This is a genomic window from Streptomyces dryopteridis (genome assembly GCF_049606955.1).
In the GTDB taxonomy this organism is placed as follows: Bacteria; Actinomycetota; Actinomycetes; order Streptomycetales; family Streptomycetaceae; genus Streptomyces.
The window spans coordinates 3,478,959-3,493,781 of sequence record NZ_CP187113.1 but is presented as its reverse complement, the minus strand read 5'-3'; the positions used below and the strand labels follow the sequence as shown (position 1 = coordinate 3,493,781).

Annotated in this window: 16 protein-coding genes; 7 read left to right on the top strand and 9 right to left on the bottom strand. The window is 73.9% G+C overall.

Going from position 1 to position 14,823, the window contains the following annotated elements:
* Position 1 precedes the first annotated feature (1 nt).
* From ACN20G_RS14980 to ACN20G_RS14970, 3 genes are read right to left on the bottom strand one after another with little or no spacing between them, the layout of a single operon-like run.
* Positions 2-1,615, bottom strand: coding sequence for a sugar transferase (locus ACN20G_RS14980; protein ID WP_424215515.1), 1,614 nt, complete (start codon positions 1,613-1,615; stop codon positions 2-4).
* Positions 1,616-1,617: 2 nt separating this feature from the next.
* Positions 1,618-2,796 (bottom strand): glycosyltransferase, encoded by a 1,179-nt coding sequence (locus tag ACN20G_RS14975; RefSeq protein ID WP_424213274.1) that lies wholly within the window; start codon positions 2,794-2,796, stop codon positions 1,618-1,620.
* Between the two features lie 24 nt (positions 2,797-2,820).
* Positions 2,821-3,912 carry a DUF3344 domain-containing protein gene (locus ACN20G_RS14970; protein WP_424213273.1) on the bottom strand — a complete coding sequence of 364 codons (1,092 nt, stop codon included), beginning with the start codon at positions 3,910-3,912 and terminating at the stop codon, positions 2,821-2,823.
* A gap of 176 nt (positions 3,913-4,088) precedes the next feature.
* On the opposite strand from ACN20G_RS14970, the gene ACN20G_RS14965 reads away from it, so the two are divergent.
* From ACN20G_RS14965 to ACN20G_RS14945, 5 genes are all read left to right on the top strand, one after another.
* Entirely contained in the window at positions 4,089-4,343 is a 255-nt protein-coding gene (locus ACN20G_RS14965; protein ID WP_424213272.1) for a chaplin, read from the top strand.
* A gap of 119 nt (positions 4,344-4,462) precedes the next feature.
* Entirely contained in the window at positions 4,463-4,873 is a 411-nt protein-coding gene (locus ACN20G_RS14960) for a rodlin (RefSeq protein WP_424213271.1), read from the top strand.
* Between the two features lie 322 nt (positions 4,874-5,195).
* The gene (locus ACN20G_RS14955; RefSeq protein ID WP_424213270.1) at positions 5,196-5,429 is read left to right on the top strand and encodes a chaplin; all 234 of its coding nucleotides are present in this window, start codon (positions 5,196-5,198) and stop codon (positions 5,427-5,429) included.
* A gap of 131 nt (positions 5,430-5,560) precedes the next feature.
* Positions 5,561-6,913 carry a chaplin family protein gene (locus tag ACN20G_RS14950; protein WP_424213269.1) on the top strand — a complete coding sequence of 451 codons (1,353 nt, stop codon included), beginning with the start codon at positions 5,561-5,563 and terminating at the stop codon, positions 6,911-6,913.
* Between the two features lie 197 nt (positions 6,914-7,110).
* Positions 7,111-7,470 (top strand): hypothetical protein, encoded by a 360-nt coding sequence (locus ACN20G_RS14945; protein ID WP_424213268.1) that lies wholly within the window; start codon positions 7,111-7,113, stop codon positions 7,468-7,470.
* 106 nt (positions 7,471-7,576) lie between these two features.
* On the opposite strand, the gene ACN20G_RS14940 is transcribed toward ACN20G_RS14945, so the two are convergent.
* Both ACN20G_RS14940 and ACN20G_RS14935 read right to left on the bottom strand, forming a co-directional pair.
* Entirely contained in the window at positions 7,577-7,816 is a 240-nt protein-coding gene (locus tag ACN20G_RS14940; protein WP_424213267.1) for a chaplin, read from the bottom strand.
* 175 nt (positions 7,817-7,991) lie between these two features.
* Positions 7,992-8,486 carry a hypothetical protein gene (locus tag ACN20G_RS14935; RefSeq protein WP_424213266.1) on the bottom strand — a complete coding sequence of 165 codons (495 nt, stop codon included), beginning with the start codon at positions 8,484-8,486 and terminating at the stop codon, positions 7,992-7,994.
* 336 nt (positions 8,487-8,822) lie between these two features.
* Between ACN20G_RS14935 and ACN20G_RS14930 the strand changes: the two genes are divergently transcribed.
* Positions 8,823-9,233, top strand: coding sequence for a rodlin (locus tag ACN20G_RS14930; protein WP_424213264.1), 411 nt, complete (start codon positions 8,823-8,825; stop codon positions 9,231-9,233).
* A gap of 135 nt (positions 9,234-9,368) precedes the next feature.
* Here the strand turns inward: ACN20G_RS14930 and ACN20G_RS14925 are convergent, their stop codons facing one another.
* Positions 9,369-10,010, bottom strand: a complete 642-nt coding sequence (locus tag ACN20G_RS14925) for a vitamin K epoxide reductase family protein (RefSeq protein WP_424213263.1) — start codon at positions 10,008-10,010, stop codon at positions 9,369-9,371.
* A gap of 199 nt (positions 10,011-10,209) precedes the next feature.
* Between ACN20G_RS14925 and ACN20G_RS14920 the strand changes: the two genes are divergently transcribed.
* Positions 10,210-10,959 (top strand): DUF6227 family protein, encoded by a 750-nt coding sequence (locus tag ACN20G_RS14920; RefSeq protein ID WP_424213262.1) that lies wholly within the window; start codon positions 10,210-10,212, stop codon positions 10,957-10,959.
* A gap of 69 nt (positions 10,960-11,028) precedes the next feature.
* Here the strand turns inward: ACN20G_RS14920 and ACN20G_RS14915 are convergent, their stop codons facing one another.
* From ACN20G_RS14915 to ACN20G_RS14905, 3 genes are read right to left on the bottom strand one after another with little or no spacing between them, the layout of a single operon-like run.
* Positions 11,029-13,020, bottom strand: a complete 1,992-nt coding sequence (locus ACN20G_RS14915) for a PTS fructose transporter subunit IIABC (RefSeq protein ID WP_424213261.1) — start codon at positions 13,018-13,020, stop codon at positions 11,029-11,031.
* Positions 13,021-13,044: 24 nt separating this feature from the next.
* Positions 13,045-13,998 (bottom strand): 1-phosphofructokinase, encoded by a 954-nt coding sequence (gene pfkB, locus ACN20G_RS14910; RefSeq protein ID WP_424213260.1) that lies wholly within the window; start codon positions 13,996-13,998, stop codon positions 13,045-13,047.
* Entirely contained in the window at positions 13,995-14,756 is a 762-nt protein-coding gene (locus ACN20G_RS14905; RefSeq protein WP_424213259.1) for a DeoR/GlpR family DNA-binding transcription regulator, read from the bottom strand. Before ACN20G_RS14905 ends, pfkB begins: the two co-directional genes overlap by 4 nt.
* Positions 14,757-14,823: the final 67 nt, after the last annotated feature.

The window sequence follows — 14,823 nt, the reverse complement described above, 5'->3', positions numbered from 1 at the left end:
CTCAGCTGCCCCCCAGTCGGAAGCCGAGGAACCCGGCCGCGGTGCGGATGAGGATCCACAGGTCCTGCCAGAGGGACCAGGTGTCGATGTAGTGGTTGTCGAAGCGGGCGCGGTCCTCGATGGAGGTGTCCCCGCGCAGGCCGTTGATCTGGGCGAGTCCGGTGATGCCGACGGGCATCCGGTGCCGGGCCTCGTACCCGGGGTGCACGGTGGAGAACTTGGCGACGAAGAAGGGCCGCTCGGGGCGGGGCCCGACCAGGCTCATGTCCCCGCGCACCACGTTCCACAGCTGCGGCAGCTCGTCGAGGGAGGACTTGCGCAGGAAGGATCCGACCGGGCTCATGCTCCGGTCCCCGGCGACGGTCCAGCGGGTCGCGGACTCGTGTTCGTCGGCGCGCAGGGTGCGGAACTTCAGCAGGGTGAAGGGGCGTCCGTAGAGCCCGATGCGCTCCTGACGGAAGATCACCCCGGGTCCGTCGGCGAGCCGGACGGCGAGGGCGCAGGCCCCGAGGACGGGGGCGGCGCACAGCAGGGCGGCGCCGGCGAGCGCGGCGTCCATGCCCCGCTTGACCTGGCGGGCCAGGATCCGGTGCGGGCGGGGCAGCAGCGGGCGGACGGCGTGGCCCCAGAGCTGGTCGCGGGGTTCGGGCACCCGCATGCCGGTGACCTTGGCGGTGCCGGTCGGGTCGGCGACCCAGAGGCGGCAGCCGTGGTCGTGGAAGAGCCGGACCAGGGCGGCGGTGCGCTCGTCGGCCTCCGGGGGGCGGGTGAAGACGGCGTGCCGGACGCTGTTCTGGATGACGGCGCGGCGGATGTCCTCGTGGCTGTCGAGACGGGGCAGGGCGTTGGCGGCGGGCTCCTCCGTCGGGGTCGCGGTCCCGGTCGCGGCCCCGGGGGCGGAGCCGTCGGCGGGGGCGGGGAGCGCGGCGAGGGCGGCCTCGGCGGGGAGGACGGTGGCGATCGCGGCGGTCACCGGGCCGCCGGGGTTGCCGGCGTCGGCCAGGCCCACCGGGCGCAGGCCGAACTCGGGGCGGCCGTGCAGGGCGGCGGCGATCTGTTGGGCGCCGCCGGCGGGTCCGACCACGAGGGCGGAGACGGGGCGGCGCAGTCCGGCGCGGCGCCGCAGGTGGTTGGCCAGGCCCCGGCCCGCGCAGGCGAGCAGGGTCTGGAGGGCCACGGCGGTCAGCAGCGGACCCCACGCGAGGGCCTGGCGGGGGTCGACGGCGGCGACGACCCCGGCGGTCAGGGCCCACAGCACGGCGGCGCGGCCGGCGAGGGCGGGCAGGTCGAGCAGCGCGGAGGGGGCGAGCCGGGGCCGGTAGAGCCCGGCCTGGGCGTGCAGTCCGGCGAGCAGGACGGTCAGCGGGACGGCGGTCTCGATCGGCAGGGCGAGCCCGGGGAGGGCGGCGGCGGTGCCGAACACGGCGAGCGCGTCGGCGGTCAGCCAGGGCAGGACGGTCTCGCGGCGCCGTACGCGTTGGGGGCGGACGGTGGGGCGGGCCTGTTCCGAACGGGGTCCGCGCGGTGGGTGGATGGCGGGGGCGGAGCGGCGGACGGCCGTGGCGGGTGGGGTGCCCCCGCCCCTCCCCGGGTGGGGTGCGTGTGCGCTGTCCATGGTCATCGGCTGTTGCGCTCCTGGTTCAAGGGCCGGGACCTGCCCAGCAGTTCGTGGTACAGGCCGGTGACCGCGTCCGTGGTCCGCCGCACGTCGAATTCGGTCCGGGCGTGTTGCCGGGCCTCCCGGCCGAATCCGGCGAGGGCGCCGGGGTCGGCCAGCAGGTCGCCGAGGGCCTTGGCCAGTGCCGCCGGGTCCCTCGGGGGGACCAGGCAGCGCCGCACGTGGCCGGGCGGCAGGCTCTCCCGGGCGCCGCTGACGTCGGAGACCAGGACCGGCCGGCCACAGGCCATCGCTTCGAGCGGGGCGAGCGCCATGCCCTCCCAGCGCGACGGCAGTACAACGAGGGAGGCGGCCCGGAGCCACGGCCTGGGGTCCGGCACGGCGCCCGCGAAGTGGACCCCGGTGGGGGCCGTTCGGCGCAGTTCCTCACCCGCCGGGCCGTCGCCCACCAGGACGAGTCGGGCCTCGGGCACCGTCCCGAGGAGTTCCGGCCAGGCCGCGAGCAGCACGTCCTGACCCTTCTGTTCGCACAGTCGTCCGACGCAGACCACGAGGGGTCCGGGGCCCCGGAATCCGGCCGGGAGGTCGAGCCGGGCCAGGGCGGCCTCGCGGTCCCGTTCGGGATCGGGGAGTTCGGGGCGGTAGTGGTCGAGGTCCACGCCGTTGCGCACGACGCTCCACGGTGCGTCCACACCGGCCGCGACACCCGTCTGCCGCTCGGCCTCGCTGACGCAGACCACCCGGTCGGCCCAGCGGGCCCCCAGGCGTTCCCAGCGTCGGGCGAGGTCGGCGGTCCGGCCGGTGACGGCGTCGAAGGACCAGGCGTGCGGTTGGAAGACGGTGCGCACGCCGCCGCGGGCGGCGAGCCGGCCGGCGAGCCCGGCCTTGGCGCTGTGCAGGTGCAGCACGTCCGGCCGCAGCCGGCGCACGAGCCGGGCGGCGGCCAGGGTCTCGGCGGCCAGTCGGGGTCCGGGCGACCGGCCGGCGCGCCAGGGCAGCACCTCGGCGCCGGTGGCGCGCAGGGCGGCGTCGAATCGGGGTTCGTCGGGACAGCCGACGAACACCCGCATGCCGGCGGCCCGTTGGGCGCGCACGAGGTCGTGGACGACGCGGGCGACGCCGCCCTCGACGGGTTGGGTGAGGTGCAGGACGGTCAGGGCGGTCGAGGGAGAGGGCACGGCAGGGACTCTCGTTCGGTGGCCTCAGGGGCGCACGTCGGTCTGAGTGAAGAGCACCCCGAGGAGTGGGGACGCGTTCGCGCCGTCGAGGCGGAATTCGAGGGTGTCGGCGCCGCGGGTGAGCGCCGGCCCCAGATCGAGGAGGTCGGCGTCGTAGCCGAGGGTGTTCTGATATTCGGGTTGTCGTCCTGTCGAGTGACGGCCGAATTCGGAGATCGTGGAATTCAGGACGTCGTCGGGGGGATTCACGGCGTCGCCGAGCCGGCGGGAGGCCCCCCGGTCGGCCGTCACGGTCAGCGAGTCCCCCCGGACCCCGGGATCGCCGTCGTAGGCGACCAGGCCCACCCGTCCGGCGGCCCCGGGCGGCGCCCCGAGCCCGTCGAGGCGGAGCGGGCCGAGTTCGCCGGCGGGCCCGAACCCGTCCCACAGGCTCACCCGGCGCAGCGGCTCGCGCGGGTGGTCGTAGGCGACCACCAGCGTCCACCCGCCCCAGGCCCCGACCGGGGTGTTGCCCATGGCCACGTTGAGCTGGGACACGGTCCACAGGCCCGAGCCGGCGGAGCGCACCAGCGGGGTCACGTCGGCGGATGCCTGGTAGGCGTCCCGGCCGGAGTCGGTGCGGTGCCCGATCAGGGTGTCGGCGAGGACCTCGCGGTAGGCGCCGCCGGGTTCGGCGATCAGCACCCGCCCGTTGTCGGCGGGCGGCTTCTGCTCGCCGACCCGGAGGTTGCCGCCCCAGTACAGCCGGGCGTACTCCACCTTCGCGCCGGCCGGGATCCGCAGCTCGGCGCGGGTGGTGTTGTAGGTGTCGGGGTTGTCGTCGAGGTCGCTGTAGAACATCTCGTACGAGCCGTTGGCCGCTTGGGCGCCCGCGCGGGCCGCCGCGCAGCTCGGCGCGCCGGGCCGGACCGGGGCCACCCCGGCGCGACAGGAGATCGCCGAGTTCGAGGCCCTGACCAGCCCGCCGTGGCGGACGGCCTGGTAACGCCGGGTGAGCGGAATGTCGGCCTTTTCGCCGACCGGGGACACCGCCCGGGCGGCGGCGGGAACGGAGGGTGAAAGCGCGAGCGAGGAGAGCAGGCCGAGCACGCCCAGGATTCTCCGACAGGACCCCATGACCCTCGTCTCCATATTCGATCAAGAGGGCAAAACCGGTTTCGCACTTTGTCAGAAAGCGGGCCGGAAATCACGTCGGACTCGCTTGTACGGCCTTTTGGGCGACGTGTCGCACCCTGCCGCCGGGAGCGTCGTTATGGGGGTGCACCATTGTTCGAACCGAAAGGAATATCCCGATGAAGAAGACGCTGCTCCGCGCCGCGACCCCGGCCCTGGCCGGCCTGACGGTGCTGATGGGCGCCGCCGGCGTCGCCTCCGCGCACGGCGTCGACGGCGCCGCCGCCGAGGGCTTCGCGGCCCACTCCCCCGGCGTCGCGAGCGGCAACCTCGGCCAGATCCCGGTCGACGTGCCGGTGAACGTGTGTGGCCTGACCGCAAACGTGATCGGGATCCTCAACCCCGCCTTCGGCAACACCTGCGTGAACGCCTGAGGCGTCAACAGCGGCCCGCGAAACGTCGGCATCCGGGTGAAGACACGCAACCCGAGCCGGACGCGGGCAGTTGATCCGAGTGCTCCTGTACCGGGCAATCATGCAGAAAAGGGACCACAGTGATTAAGAAGATCATGGCCTCCGCGGCGGTCACCGCCTCCGTCGTTGGCATGGGCGCGGCCATGGCCCCGCAGGCGATGGCCATCGGGAACGACAACGGCATCAACACCACGAACGGCAACAACTCGGCCCAGATCTACGGCAACCAGGCCACCTACGGCAACATGAGCCCCCAGATGGCGCTCATCCAGGGCTCGTTCAACAAGCCCTGCATCGCCCTGCCGGCCAAGGTGAACGCCCAGTCGATCCTGGCCCTGGTCAACGTCGGCGTCCAGGACATCCCGGTCCTGTCCAACCCGATGAACCAGCAGTGCACCGAGAACTCCACCCAGGCCAAGGGCGACGAGCCGCTCTCCCACATCCTGGACAACATCCCGGTCCTCTCCGGCAACGTGTCCTCGGGCAGCTGATCCGACGCACCGCGTCATCGCGCGAGGCCGCCGCACCCATCGGGTCGCGGCGGCCTCGCCGCGTCCGGCCCCGGACGCCCGGGGCCGCTCGAACACGAGGAAAAGAATTACCGTTTCGCCGCCCGCGCATTGCCCTGGAATTCACAAAGACCGACAGGGCGATCAGGGTGAACCGGGAAAACTCCCCCGAAGCCGGGCGGTTTCTTTTCCCCGAATCGCTCGTTGTCATTCCTGCAACGGTGTCGACGGACGGTGAGAACCGTGCGCGCAGCGCGAGGGTCGCGAATGCGGCATACACCGGTGTGGGAAGGATCGAAAAGAAATGAAGTACACGAAGGCCGCTGCCGCGCTCGCGGGTGTCCTCATGGCCGCCGGTGCCGCCACCCCCGCCATCGCCGACGCCGGCGCCGAGGGCGTCGCCGCCCACTCCCCCGGTGTCCTCTCGGGCAACGTCATCCAGGTTCCCGTCCACATCCCCGTGAACGTGTGCGGCAACACCGTGAACGTGATCGCGCTGCTGAACCCCTCGTTCGGCAACACCTGCGTCAACGCCTGACCGAGCGCCCCGCGCTCGACGCCCGTGAGGGCGGACCTCCTCAAGGTGGCCTCGGAGTGCACGGCGGTGCACTCCGGGGCCGTCCTTCTTTTCACCTCGATGCAGACCTCGATCCAGACAGGGAAGGGCCCATGCGACGACAGGTACTGAGCCGACAGGTACTGGGCAAGGGGGTGCTCACCGCGGCGGCCGCGTCCAGCCTGCTGTCGATCGCCACCGGAGCCGCCTACGCCGGGACGGCCGCGGCGGAGGTCTCCCACTCCCCCGGCGTGCTCTCCGGCAACAGCGTCTCCGTGCCGATCACCTTCGCCCCCAACGTGTGCGGCAACAGCGTGGACGCCGGCGCCGGCCTGAACCCCGCCTTCGGCAACGACTGCGCCACGCACGAGGCCCCGGCCCGGACCTCCGCGCCGCACCACGTCGAGGAGGCCGAGTTCGAGCGCCACCTGAGCCCCGAGCACGCCGCCGCCTTCCGCCAGTACCTCCACGACCGCGAGAGCGGCGGCTACGGCGGGTACGGCGGCCAGGGCGGCTACGGCGGGCAGAGCGGCTACGGCGACCAGGCCGGCCACGGCGGGCAGGGCGGGTACGAGCAGCCCCGTTGGCAGCCGCGGCCCCCCGAGCGCCACGAGGACCGCGGCTACGGCGGGTACGGCGACGACGAGGGCCACGAGGAGGAGCGGGAGGAGTGCGACGAGGAGCACGCCGGTCCCGGCCCGGTCCCCCCGCACCCCCACGAGCAGCTCCCGCCGCCCGCGCCGCTGCCGCCGGCCCCCGTCCTCGAACACCCGCCGGTCCACGAGCACCTGCCGCCCGTGCCCCCGCCCGTCACCCCGCCGCCGGCGCCCGCGCCCGAGCAGCCCGCGCCGGTCGTGGAGCAGCCCCCGGCCGCCCCGCCCGTCGCCGAGACCCCCTCGGGCCCCTTCCCCGGCGAGGTCCCCGAGCCCCGCCCGCAGCACGAGACCCCCCAGCCCGAGACCTCTCAGCCCGAGACCTCTCAGCCCGAGGCCCCGCAGCCGGCGCCCGAGACCCCCCGGACGCCCCCGCGGGCCGAGCTGCCGCCCCTCCCGCAGGTCCCCGAGGTCACCCCGCCCACGCTGCCCTCCGTCCCGACCCTGCCCGACCTCGGCCAACCCCCGGTCACCGCGCCCCCGGTCACCGCCCCGCCGGTGAGCACGCCCCCGGTCACCGCGCCCCCCGCGGCGACTCCCCCCGTGACGACCCCGCCGGTCGCCGCGCCTCCCGTCAGCGCCCCGCCCGTCAGCGCACCGCCCGTGGCGACCCCGCCCACGAGCACCCCGCCGGCCCCGGTCGTCGACACCCCCGCGCCCGCCCCCGGCGGCCCGACCACCACCACCGTGGTCCGCACCGGCCCGCCGCAGCTCGCCGAGACCGGCCTCGGCTCCCCCGCCGCGGCCGCCGCCCTGGCCTCCGCCCTGCTGCTCGGCGGCGCGATTCTCTACCGGCGCGGACGGGTCGCCTGAGAAACGGTCATACGACGCCTCCTCTCATCGGAAAAACCCACGGCCGGAGAATCCTTCGAGGATATTCTTCGGCCGTTTCCTCGCCCGTTCCGGTGGCCGTTCGGAAGAGATCGGTCAACGGGGTTTCCGTACGGGTGACGAATCGTTGCTCACGTCGAAAGCGGTGCGACGGTCTCCGCTGGAAAAGGATTTCGACAATGAAGTACGCGAAGGTCGCCGCGGCGGTCGTCGGTTCCGTGGCCGCTCTCGGTGTGGCCGCCTCCCCCGCTCTCGCCGCGGACGCCCCGGCCGCCGTGCCGATGAGCCTCACCGGCGGGGCCGAGGAGCTCATCGCCGCCGCGACCCCGGTCTCGGAGGGGCTCACCCAGCACGCGGGCAACGCCCTCGCCGAGCAGGACCAGACCGTGGAGAAGGTGGTGAGCACGGCCGCCGCCGTGAACAAGGCCCGCAACGACCTGCCCGGCACCGCGCTGGGCGCGGCCAACCTGCTCGGCGAGGCCGCCCCCGGCCTCCTCGGCGGGATGCACATCAACAACGGCCTCGGCGGCCAGGGCTGACGGTCGCGGAAACGCCAGTGGGGGCCACCGGGATTCCGGTGGCCCCCACTGTCAGTGGTGCCGCGCCCCGAGGGGCGCGATCTCCGGCGGACCGGAGGGAGCGTCGTCAGTCGTTGACGCAGGTGTTGCCGAACGCCGGGTTCAGGGCGCCGATCACGTTCACGGAGTCACCGCAGACGTTGACCGGGACGTGGACCGGAACCTGACCGAGGTTGCCGGAGAGGACACCGGGGGAACCCACGGCCGCGCCCTCCGCGGAGGAGTCGGCGGCGGCGGTGCCGGCGGCGCCCGCAGCGGCGAGACCGGCGGTGGCCAGGACCATGGCGGCCTTCTTGGCAGTGTTCATGGGAAGTGCACCTTCTCTTCGATGTCCGACCCCGGTTCGGGGCCCACAACGAGCGAAACGGTCCACCTCACGCGGGGATACGGTTTCGGCCGCGATCGAACCTGATCGGAGCATTGGTCGTATTCGCGACCGAACCGTTCGCGCCGTTTGCCCACTCACTGCCCTTTTGGGTCCGCTACGGCAGTTCGGGCAGTGCCGGGACCTCCGGTCCCGCCGGGCCCGCGGGCGCCTGCGGTGCGGCGGGCGCCTGCGGCATCGCGGGCAGCGCCGGGAGCTGCACGGTCGGCAGCTTCGGCATCTCCACCCCCGGGATCGAGGGCAGCTCGGGCACGGTGGGCACCGTGGGCAGCTTCACGTCGGGCAGCTTCGTCCCGGCCGGCAGGGCCGCGCCGATCGACTTGAGGATGCCGTCGAGCTGCGAGGTCAGCGAGGACAGCAGGTCCTCGATGGGTCCGGCGGCGGCCCGCGCGGCCGGCGGCTCGGCCTGTTCGGCCCGCTCGACCTGCTCGGCCGCGTTCGGGGTCCACTGCCGGTGCCAGGACCTCGCCTGCTCCGCCCCGTTCTCCTGGGCGACCGCCGGAGCGGCCGCGGCGCCGGACAGTATGACGGCGGCCAGGACCGAGGGGACGACGAAGCGGGCGCGGGTACGGGGGGTCGGGTTGTGACGCATGGGGAGTTCCTTCGACTCGTGTGGCAAGCGGTCCACTGGCGTTCCGCTTCCTCACCCACCGTGCGAACACCTCGCACGGAGCGCAACCGGAACTTGATGGGTGCACGCCGAACCCGGGCCCCTCGAACGGCGTGCGGAGCCCTGCCCGAGCCGTCCCACGAAGGAAGTAAGCGCTGCGTACGGGCTTCGAGCGGGCGTCCGGGGCGGGCTCACCCGTCAGGGGCGAAAGCTCGCGGCCGACGGGCCGTTCGGGTGACGGAACGGAACCGGAACCGGCGGGGCCCCGTTGGTCAGTGCGCTCCACAAGCGGGCACTCGTGCGACAAAAGGACCAATGATGCTCAAGAAGATTATGGCCACCGCCGCTGTCACCGCCTCCATCGTCGGCGCGGGTGCCGCCGTGGCCGCCCCCGCGATGGCCATCGGCAACGACAACGGCATCAACACCGTGAACGGCAACGGCGCCTCGCAGGTCTACGGCAACCAGAAGACCCACGGCGACATGAGCCCGCAGCTCAGCCTGGTCCAGGGCACCCTGAACAAGCCCTGCATCGGCCTGCCGGCGAAGGTCAACGCCCAGTCGATCCTGGCCCTGGTCAACGTCGGCGTCCAGGACATCAACGTCCTGTCCAACCCGATGAACCAGCAGTGCACCGAGAACTCCACCCAGGCCAAGGGCGACGAGCCGCTCTCCCACATCCTGAGCAACATCCCGGTCCTCTCCGGCAACGCCTCCGCCGGCAGCTGACCCACCCCGCAGCACCTCACGGTCCGGGCGCCTGCCGCCCGCGGAGCGACGCGGTGACGTGACCGAGGGCCCCGGCGACATCCTGTCGCCGGGGCCCTCGCGCATGCCCGCCCCCGCCGGGGCCGGGAGCGGGGGTCAGGAGGTCCAGAACTCCCACCAGCGGGTCAGGACCAGCATCCCGATCACCCCGGTGTGGATCACCGGGAAAACCCAGGGCGCCTCGACGAACGCCGTGCGCACCGGGCCGGGCGCCGGGAGCGCGCCGGAGCGCACGTTGTGCGCCGTGACCCCCCAGAACATCGCGAGCGTCGCCACCCAGGCCAGACAGCACCACAGGCACAGGGCGTTGATCTCGTACAGCGACTGGGTCATCAGCCAGGCGCAGAAGCCGGTGCCGAACAGGGTGCCCGCGTTCAGGCCCAGCCAGAACCACGGCCGGTACGCGGCCCCGGCCAGCAGCCCGGCGCCCACGCAGACCACCACCCCGTACGCCACCAGCCCGAGCATCGGGTTGGGGAAGCCGAAGGCGGCGGCCTGCTCGCTCTGCATGACGCTGCCGCAGGAGACCACCGGGTTGAGGCTGCACGCCGGCTTGAAGTCCGGGTCCTCCAGCAGCAGGAACTTGTCGAGGGTGATCACCCAGGAGGCCAGGAGTCCGGCGGCCCCGGTGAGGATCAGCAGCCAGGCCATCGGTCGGGAGGGGGCGGGCGCGGCGCCCGGGCGGGGGCCGGCGCCCGAGCCCTGTTGGCGCGGCAGGCCCACGGTGTTGGTTGCCATGCCGGCCATAGTCCCCCATTACCACCCCAACATCGACGAAAGCCCCCTGTTCGCGCGGAAGTTGACCGTAACGGGTTCGGGAACCCCCGAGAAGACCCGGACGTTTTACCGAACCCCGGACGTGATGTCAGCGCCAGGGGTTACGTTGTGCTTCCGTGCCGTGACGACCCGCAATGGCGACGATGCCAGGAGAGCCACCGTGAGCGATCCGTACGAGACCACCCCGTACGAGACCACCGAGGAGCAGCTCGGCCGTCTCCTCGGCCGCGCCCTCAACTCCTTCGACCTGCCCGACGCCCTCGTCGAACGCCTCGGCGGGGCCATCGCCCACAGTTCGTCCTGTTCCAGCGCCCAGCACACCCCGGACGGCGAACGCCTGCGGCGCACCCACCGCCACACCTACCTGCTCGCCGACGGCTCCTCCCTCTCGCTGTGGGAGCTCGAACACCGGCGGCCCGGACCGGGCGGCGAGACCGTGCACGAGGTGTTCGCGAACATCGCCGAACTGGCGCGCGCCGGGCGCCGGTCGGCCGGTTTCGACCCGCTGCCCGGGGTCGACCACGACCCGGTCGAGGAGGGGCCTCGGGACGCGGCGGGGCTGTTCGCGGCGTCCGGCGGCCGCGAGTACCGGGTGGAGGAGTCCGCCGACCACGCCCGGCGGGTGCTGCGCCGGGCCGAGAACCCCGATCGGCCGGGGGCGCGCACGGCCGAGCGCCTGCGGTCGGCCTTCGCCCACACCATCACCCAGGCGTTCGGGCCCCGGGCCCCGCGCGGCGAGGGCCGCGAGATCGCCGTCCGGCTCTACGAGCACGCCTTCGTGCTGCTCGACGGGACGGAGCTGAGCCTGTGGGAGGTGGAGCACACGGCCACGCCCGACGGGCGGCACATGTGCGAGGTGTACGAGACGGAGAGCGCGGCCCGGGGGGCGATGGAGCTGCGGGTGCGCTGAGCGCGCGCCGGCCCGGGGCGCTGGGGGCGCTCCGGGCCGGCGGGTGGGGTGTGTCGTGCGCGGGTGGGGTCAGACGGCGACCGGAGTCTTCGGCTCGGCCGCTTCCGCGACCGGCTCGGCGGGCGCCCGGACCGCGCTCGGCGCGTCCTTGCGCATGCCCTTGAGCAGGATCACCAGGCCGGCGGTGACGGCGGTGCCGGCCGCGATGGCGAGCAGGTACAGGAACGGGTTGCCGATCAGCGGGATGACGAACACGCCGCCGTGCGGAGCCCTCAGGGTGCACTCGAAGGCCATGGACAGGGCTCCGGTGACCGCGCCGCCGACCATGGAGGCCGGGATGACGCGCAGCGGGTCGGCCGCGGCGAACGGGATGGCGCCCTCGCTGATGAAGGAGGCGCCGAGGAACCAGGCGGCCTTGCCGTTCTCGCGTTCGGCCTTGGAGAAGAGCCGGCCGCGCACGGTGGTGGCCAGGGCCATCGCCAGCGGCGGGACCATGCCGGCGGCCATCACGGCGGCCATGACCTTCAGGGAGCCCTCGTTGGGGGTGGCCAGGCCGCCGATGGCGAAGGCGTAGGCCACCTTGTTGAGGGGGCCGCCGAGGTCGAAGCACATCATCAGGCCGAGGATCACGCCGAGGATGATCGCGTTGGCGCCGGAGAGGCCGGACAGCCAGTCGGTGAGGGCCTTCTGGAGGGAGGCGATGGGCTTGCCGACGACCAGGAACATCAGGAACGCGGTGACCGCGGAGCCGATCAGCGGCAGCACCACCACCGGCATGATCCCGCGCAGCGCGGTCGGGATCCGCACCCGCTGCACGGCGAGCACGGTCCCACCGGCGATGAGACCGGCGATCAGGCCGCCGAGGAAGCCCGCGTTGATGGTGAGGGCGACGGAGCCGCCGACGAACCCGGGCACCAGGCCGGGGCGGTCGGCCATGCCGTAGGCGATGTAGCCGGCGAGGACCGGGATGAGGAAGCCGAAGGCGAGGCCGCCGGTCTGGAAGAGGAGGGCGGCCCAACTGGCGGCCTCGGTCCAGACGAAGTGCTCGGCGACCGAGGGCGCCTTGTCGATGGAGTAGCCGCCGATCGCGAAGGCCAGGGCGATCAGCAGACCGCCGGCGGCCACGAACGGGACCATGTAGCTGACCCCGGACATGAGCCAGGTGCGCAGCTTGGCGCCCTTGCCCTCGGGTTCGGCGGCCTCGTCGGGGGCGTCGGCGGCGCGGCCGGTGTCCTCGACCTCGCCGCGCGCGGCCTTCTCGCGGGCCTCGGCGAGGAGTTCGGCCGGGCGGTTGATGCCGGCCTTCACACCGACGTCCACGGTGGGCTTGCCGGCGAAGCGGGCGCGGTCGCGGACCGGCACGTCGTGGGCGAAGACCACGGCGTCGGCGGCGGCGATGGCCTCGGGGGTGAGCTTGGTGAACCCGGCGGAGCCCTGGGTCTCGACGGTGATCTCGATGCCCTCGGCGCGGGCCGCCTGGGTGAGGGACTCGGCCGCCATGTAGGTGTGGGCGATGCCGGTGGGGCAGGAGGTGACGGCGACGATCCGGAAGGGGGCCTCGGCGGCGGCCTCTTCGGGGGCCGGTTCGGGGGCCTCTTCGGGGGTCGGGCGGGGGGTCTCGTCGCCGGATATCAGGCGGGCGGCCTCGGCCGGGGAGTCGACGGCGCGCAGGGCGTCGGTGAACTCGGGGCGCATGAGGCGGCGGGCCAGGGTGGAGAGGATGGAGAGGTGGTCCTCGTCGGCGCCGGTGGGCGCGGCGATCAGGAAGACCAGGTCGGCGGGGCCGTCCGGGGCGCCGAAGTCGATGCCTCGGGCGGCGCGGCCGAAGGCCAGGGTGGGGGCGGTGACGTGGGCGCTGCGGCAGTGGGGGATGCCGATGCCGCCGTCGAGGCCGGTGGGCATCTGGGCCTCGCGGGCGGCCACGTCGGCCAGGAACCCGTCCAGGTCGCTGACGCGGCCCAGGTCCACCATGCGTTCGGCGAGGGCGCGGGCCGCCGCTTCCTTGGTGTCGGCGGCCAGGTCGAGGTCGACCAGGTCCGGGGTGATCATCTCGCTGTTCATCGCTCGCTCCTTCGCGCGCGTCCTTCAGACACCGACGGGTTCGGACAGGGGGAGGTCCAGGGGCAGGTCCTGGCCGGTGACGCGGACCGCGTCGAGGCGGAGGTCCGCTGGGGTCGGCAGCGCGCTGCCGGGGAGTTGGACGGCGGCGGCGCCGTGCGCGAGGGCCGAGGCCAGGGCCTCGGGGCCGGCGCCGCCGGCGATCAGGAAGCCGGCGAGGGAGGCGTCGCCGGCGCCGACGTTGCTGCGGACCCGGTCCACGGCGGCGGTGCCGTGGTGGACTCCGGAGTCGTCGACGAGGAGTTGGCCGTCGGCGCCGAGGCTGGCGAGGACGGCGCGGGCGCCCAGCGCGCGCAGTTCCTCGGCGGCCTTGACCACGTCGCCGAGGGTGGCGAGCGGGCGGCCGACGGCGGCGGCGAGTTCCTCGGCGTTGGGCTTGACCACGTCGGGCCCGGCCGCGAGGGCGGCGAGCAGGGCGGGGCCGGAGGTGTCGAGGGCGACGCGGCGGCCGGCGGTGTGGGCGGTGCGCACGAGGTCGGCGTACCACTCGGGGGCCAGGCCGCGCGGGAGGCTGCCGCAGCAGGCGATCCACTCGGCGTCGGTGGCGTGGGTGCGGACGGTGTCGAGGAGCAGCCCGGATTCGGCGGGGCTCAGCTCGGGACCGGGCGCGTTGATCTTGGTGAGGGTGCCGTCGGGTTCGGCCAGCGCGATGTTGGAGCGGGTCTGGCCGGCGATCGTGACGGCGGTGACGTCGACGCCCTGGGCGTGCAGCAGTTCGGCCAGGAGGGCGCCGGGGGCGCCGCCGAGGGGGAGGACGGCGGTGGTGCGGGCGCCGGCGGCGGCCACCGCGCGGGAGACGTTGACGCCCTTGCCGCCCGGGTCCACCCGGTCGGTCGCGGCGCGCAGGACCTCGCCCCGTTCGAGTCCGGGCACCTCGTAGGTGCGGTCGAGGGAGGGGTTGGGGGTGACGGTGAGGATCATGCGAGCGCTACTTCCGTGCCGGCGGCCTCGATCGCCGCCTGGTCGTCGGCGGTCAGGCCGGTGTCGGTGATGAGCAGGTCGATCTCGGAGAAGTTCGCGAACCGGGCGAAGTGCTCCTGGCCGGCCTTGGCCGAGTCGGCGAGGAGGACGACGCGGCGGGCGGCGGCGACGGCGGCGCGTTTGACGGCGGCCTCGGCGAGGTCGGGGGTGGTCAGGCCGCCGGTGGGGGTGAAGCCGTTGGTGGCCAGGATCAGCACGTCGGCGCGGATCTCGCCGTAGGCGCGCAGGGCCCAGGAGTCGACGGCGGCCCGGGTGCGGCGCCGGACCCGGCCGCCGACGAGGTGCAGGTCCACCCCGGGGTGGTCGGCGAGGCGGGCGGCGACGGGGAGGGCGTGCGTGACGACGGTGAGTTCGCGGTCCAGGGGGAGCTCGGCGGCGAGGCGGGCCACGGTGGTGCCCGCGTCGAGGATCACGGAACCGGACTCGGGGAGCACGGCGAGGGCGGCGCGGGCGATCCGGTCCTTCTCGTCGGCGGCGGTGCCCTCGCGCTCGGAGAGGTCGGGCTCGAAGTCGAGGCGCCCGGCCGGGATGGCGCCGCCGTGCACGCGGCGGACGAGGCCGGCGCGGTCGAGGGCGGTCAGGTCGCGGCGGACGGTCTCGGCGGTGACCTGGAAGCGGTCGGCGAGCGCGAGGACCTCCACCCGGCCGGCCTCGCGGGCGAGCCGCAGGATCTCCTGCTGCCGCTCCGGTGCGTACATGATTCACGTCCGTTTCATGCCCGAGTCTGTGGGTTCTCTGCGAGCTTACGCCCGAGTCGGGGAGGAA

What these genes read in the sequence shown, in the direction of transcription:
- ACN20G_RS14965 (WP_424213272.1), top strand. Translation starts at nt 4,089, where the DNA reads ATGAAGAAGACGCTGCTCCGCGCCGCGACCCCGGCCCTGGCCGGCCTG.
- pfkB (WP_424213260.1), bottom strand. Translation starts at nt 13,998, where the DNA reads ATGATCCTCACCGTCACCCCCAACCCCTCCCTCGACCGCACCTACGAG.
- ACN20G_RS14940 (WP_424213267.1), bottom strand. Translation starts at nt 7,816, where the DNA reads ATGAACACTGCCAAGAAGGCCGCCATGGTCCTGGCCACCGCCGGTCTC.
- ACN20G_RS14935 (WP_424213266.1), bottom strand. Translation starts at nt 8,486, where the DNA reads ATGCGTCACAACCCGACCCCCCGTACCCGCGCCCGCTTCGTCGTCCCC.
- ACN20G_RS14925 (WP_424213263.1), bottom strand. Translation starts at nt 10,010, where the DNA reads ATGGCAACCAACACCGTGGGCCTGCCGCGCCAACAGGGCTCGGGCGCC.
- ACN20G_RS14980 (WP_424215515.1), bottom strand. Translation starts at nt 1,615, where the DNA reads ATGGACAGCGCACACGCACCCCACCCGGGGAGGGGCGGGGGCACCCCA.
- ACN20G_RS14915 (WP_424213261.1), bottom strand. Translation starts at nt 13,020, where the DNA reads ATGAACAGCGAGATGATCACCCCGGACCTGGTCGACCTCGACCTGGCC.
- ACN20G_RS14905 (WP_424213259.1), bottom strand. Translation starts at nt 14,756, where the DNA reads ATGTACGCACCGGAGCGGCAGCAGGAGATCCTGCGGCTCGCCCGCGAG.
- ACN20G_RS14970 (WP_424213273.1), bottom strand. Translation starts at nt 3,912, where the DNA reads ATGGGGTCCTGTCGGAGAATCCTGGGCGTGCTCGGCCTGCTCTCCTCG.
- ACN20G_RS14950 (WP_424213269.1), top strand. Translation starts at nt 5,561, where the DNA reads ATGCGACGACAGGTACTGAGCCGACAGGTACTGGGCAAGGGGGTGCTC.
- ACN20G_RS14930 (WP_424213264.1), top strand. Translation starts at nt 8,823, where the DNA reads ATGCTCAAGAAGATTATGGCCACCGCCGCTGTCACCGCCTCCATCGTC.
- ACN20G_RS14945 (WP_424213268.1), top strand. Translation starts at nt 7,111, where the DNA reads ATGAAGTACGCGAAGGTCGCCGCGGCGGTCGTCGGTTCCGTGGCCGCT.
- ACN20G_RS14955 (WP_424213270.1), top strand. Translation starts at nt 5,196, where the DNA reads ATGAAGTACACGAAGGCCGCTGCCGCGCTCGCGGGTGTCCTCATGGCC.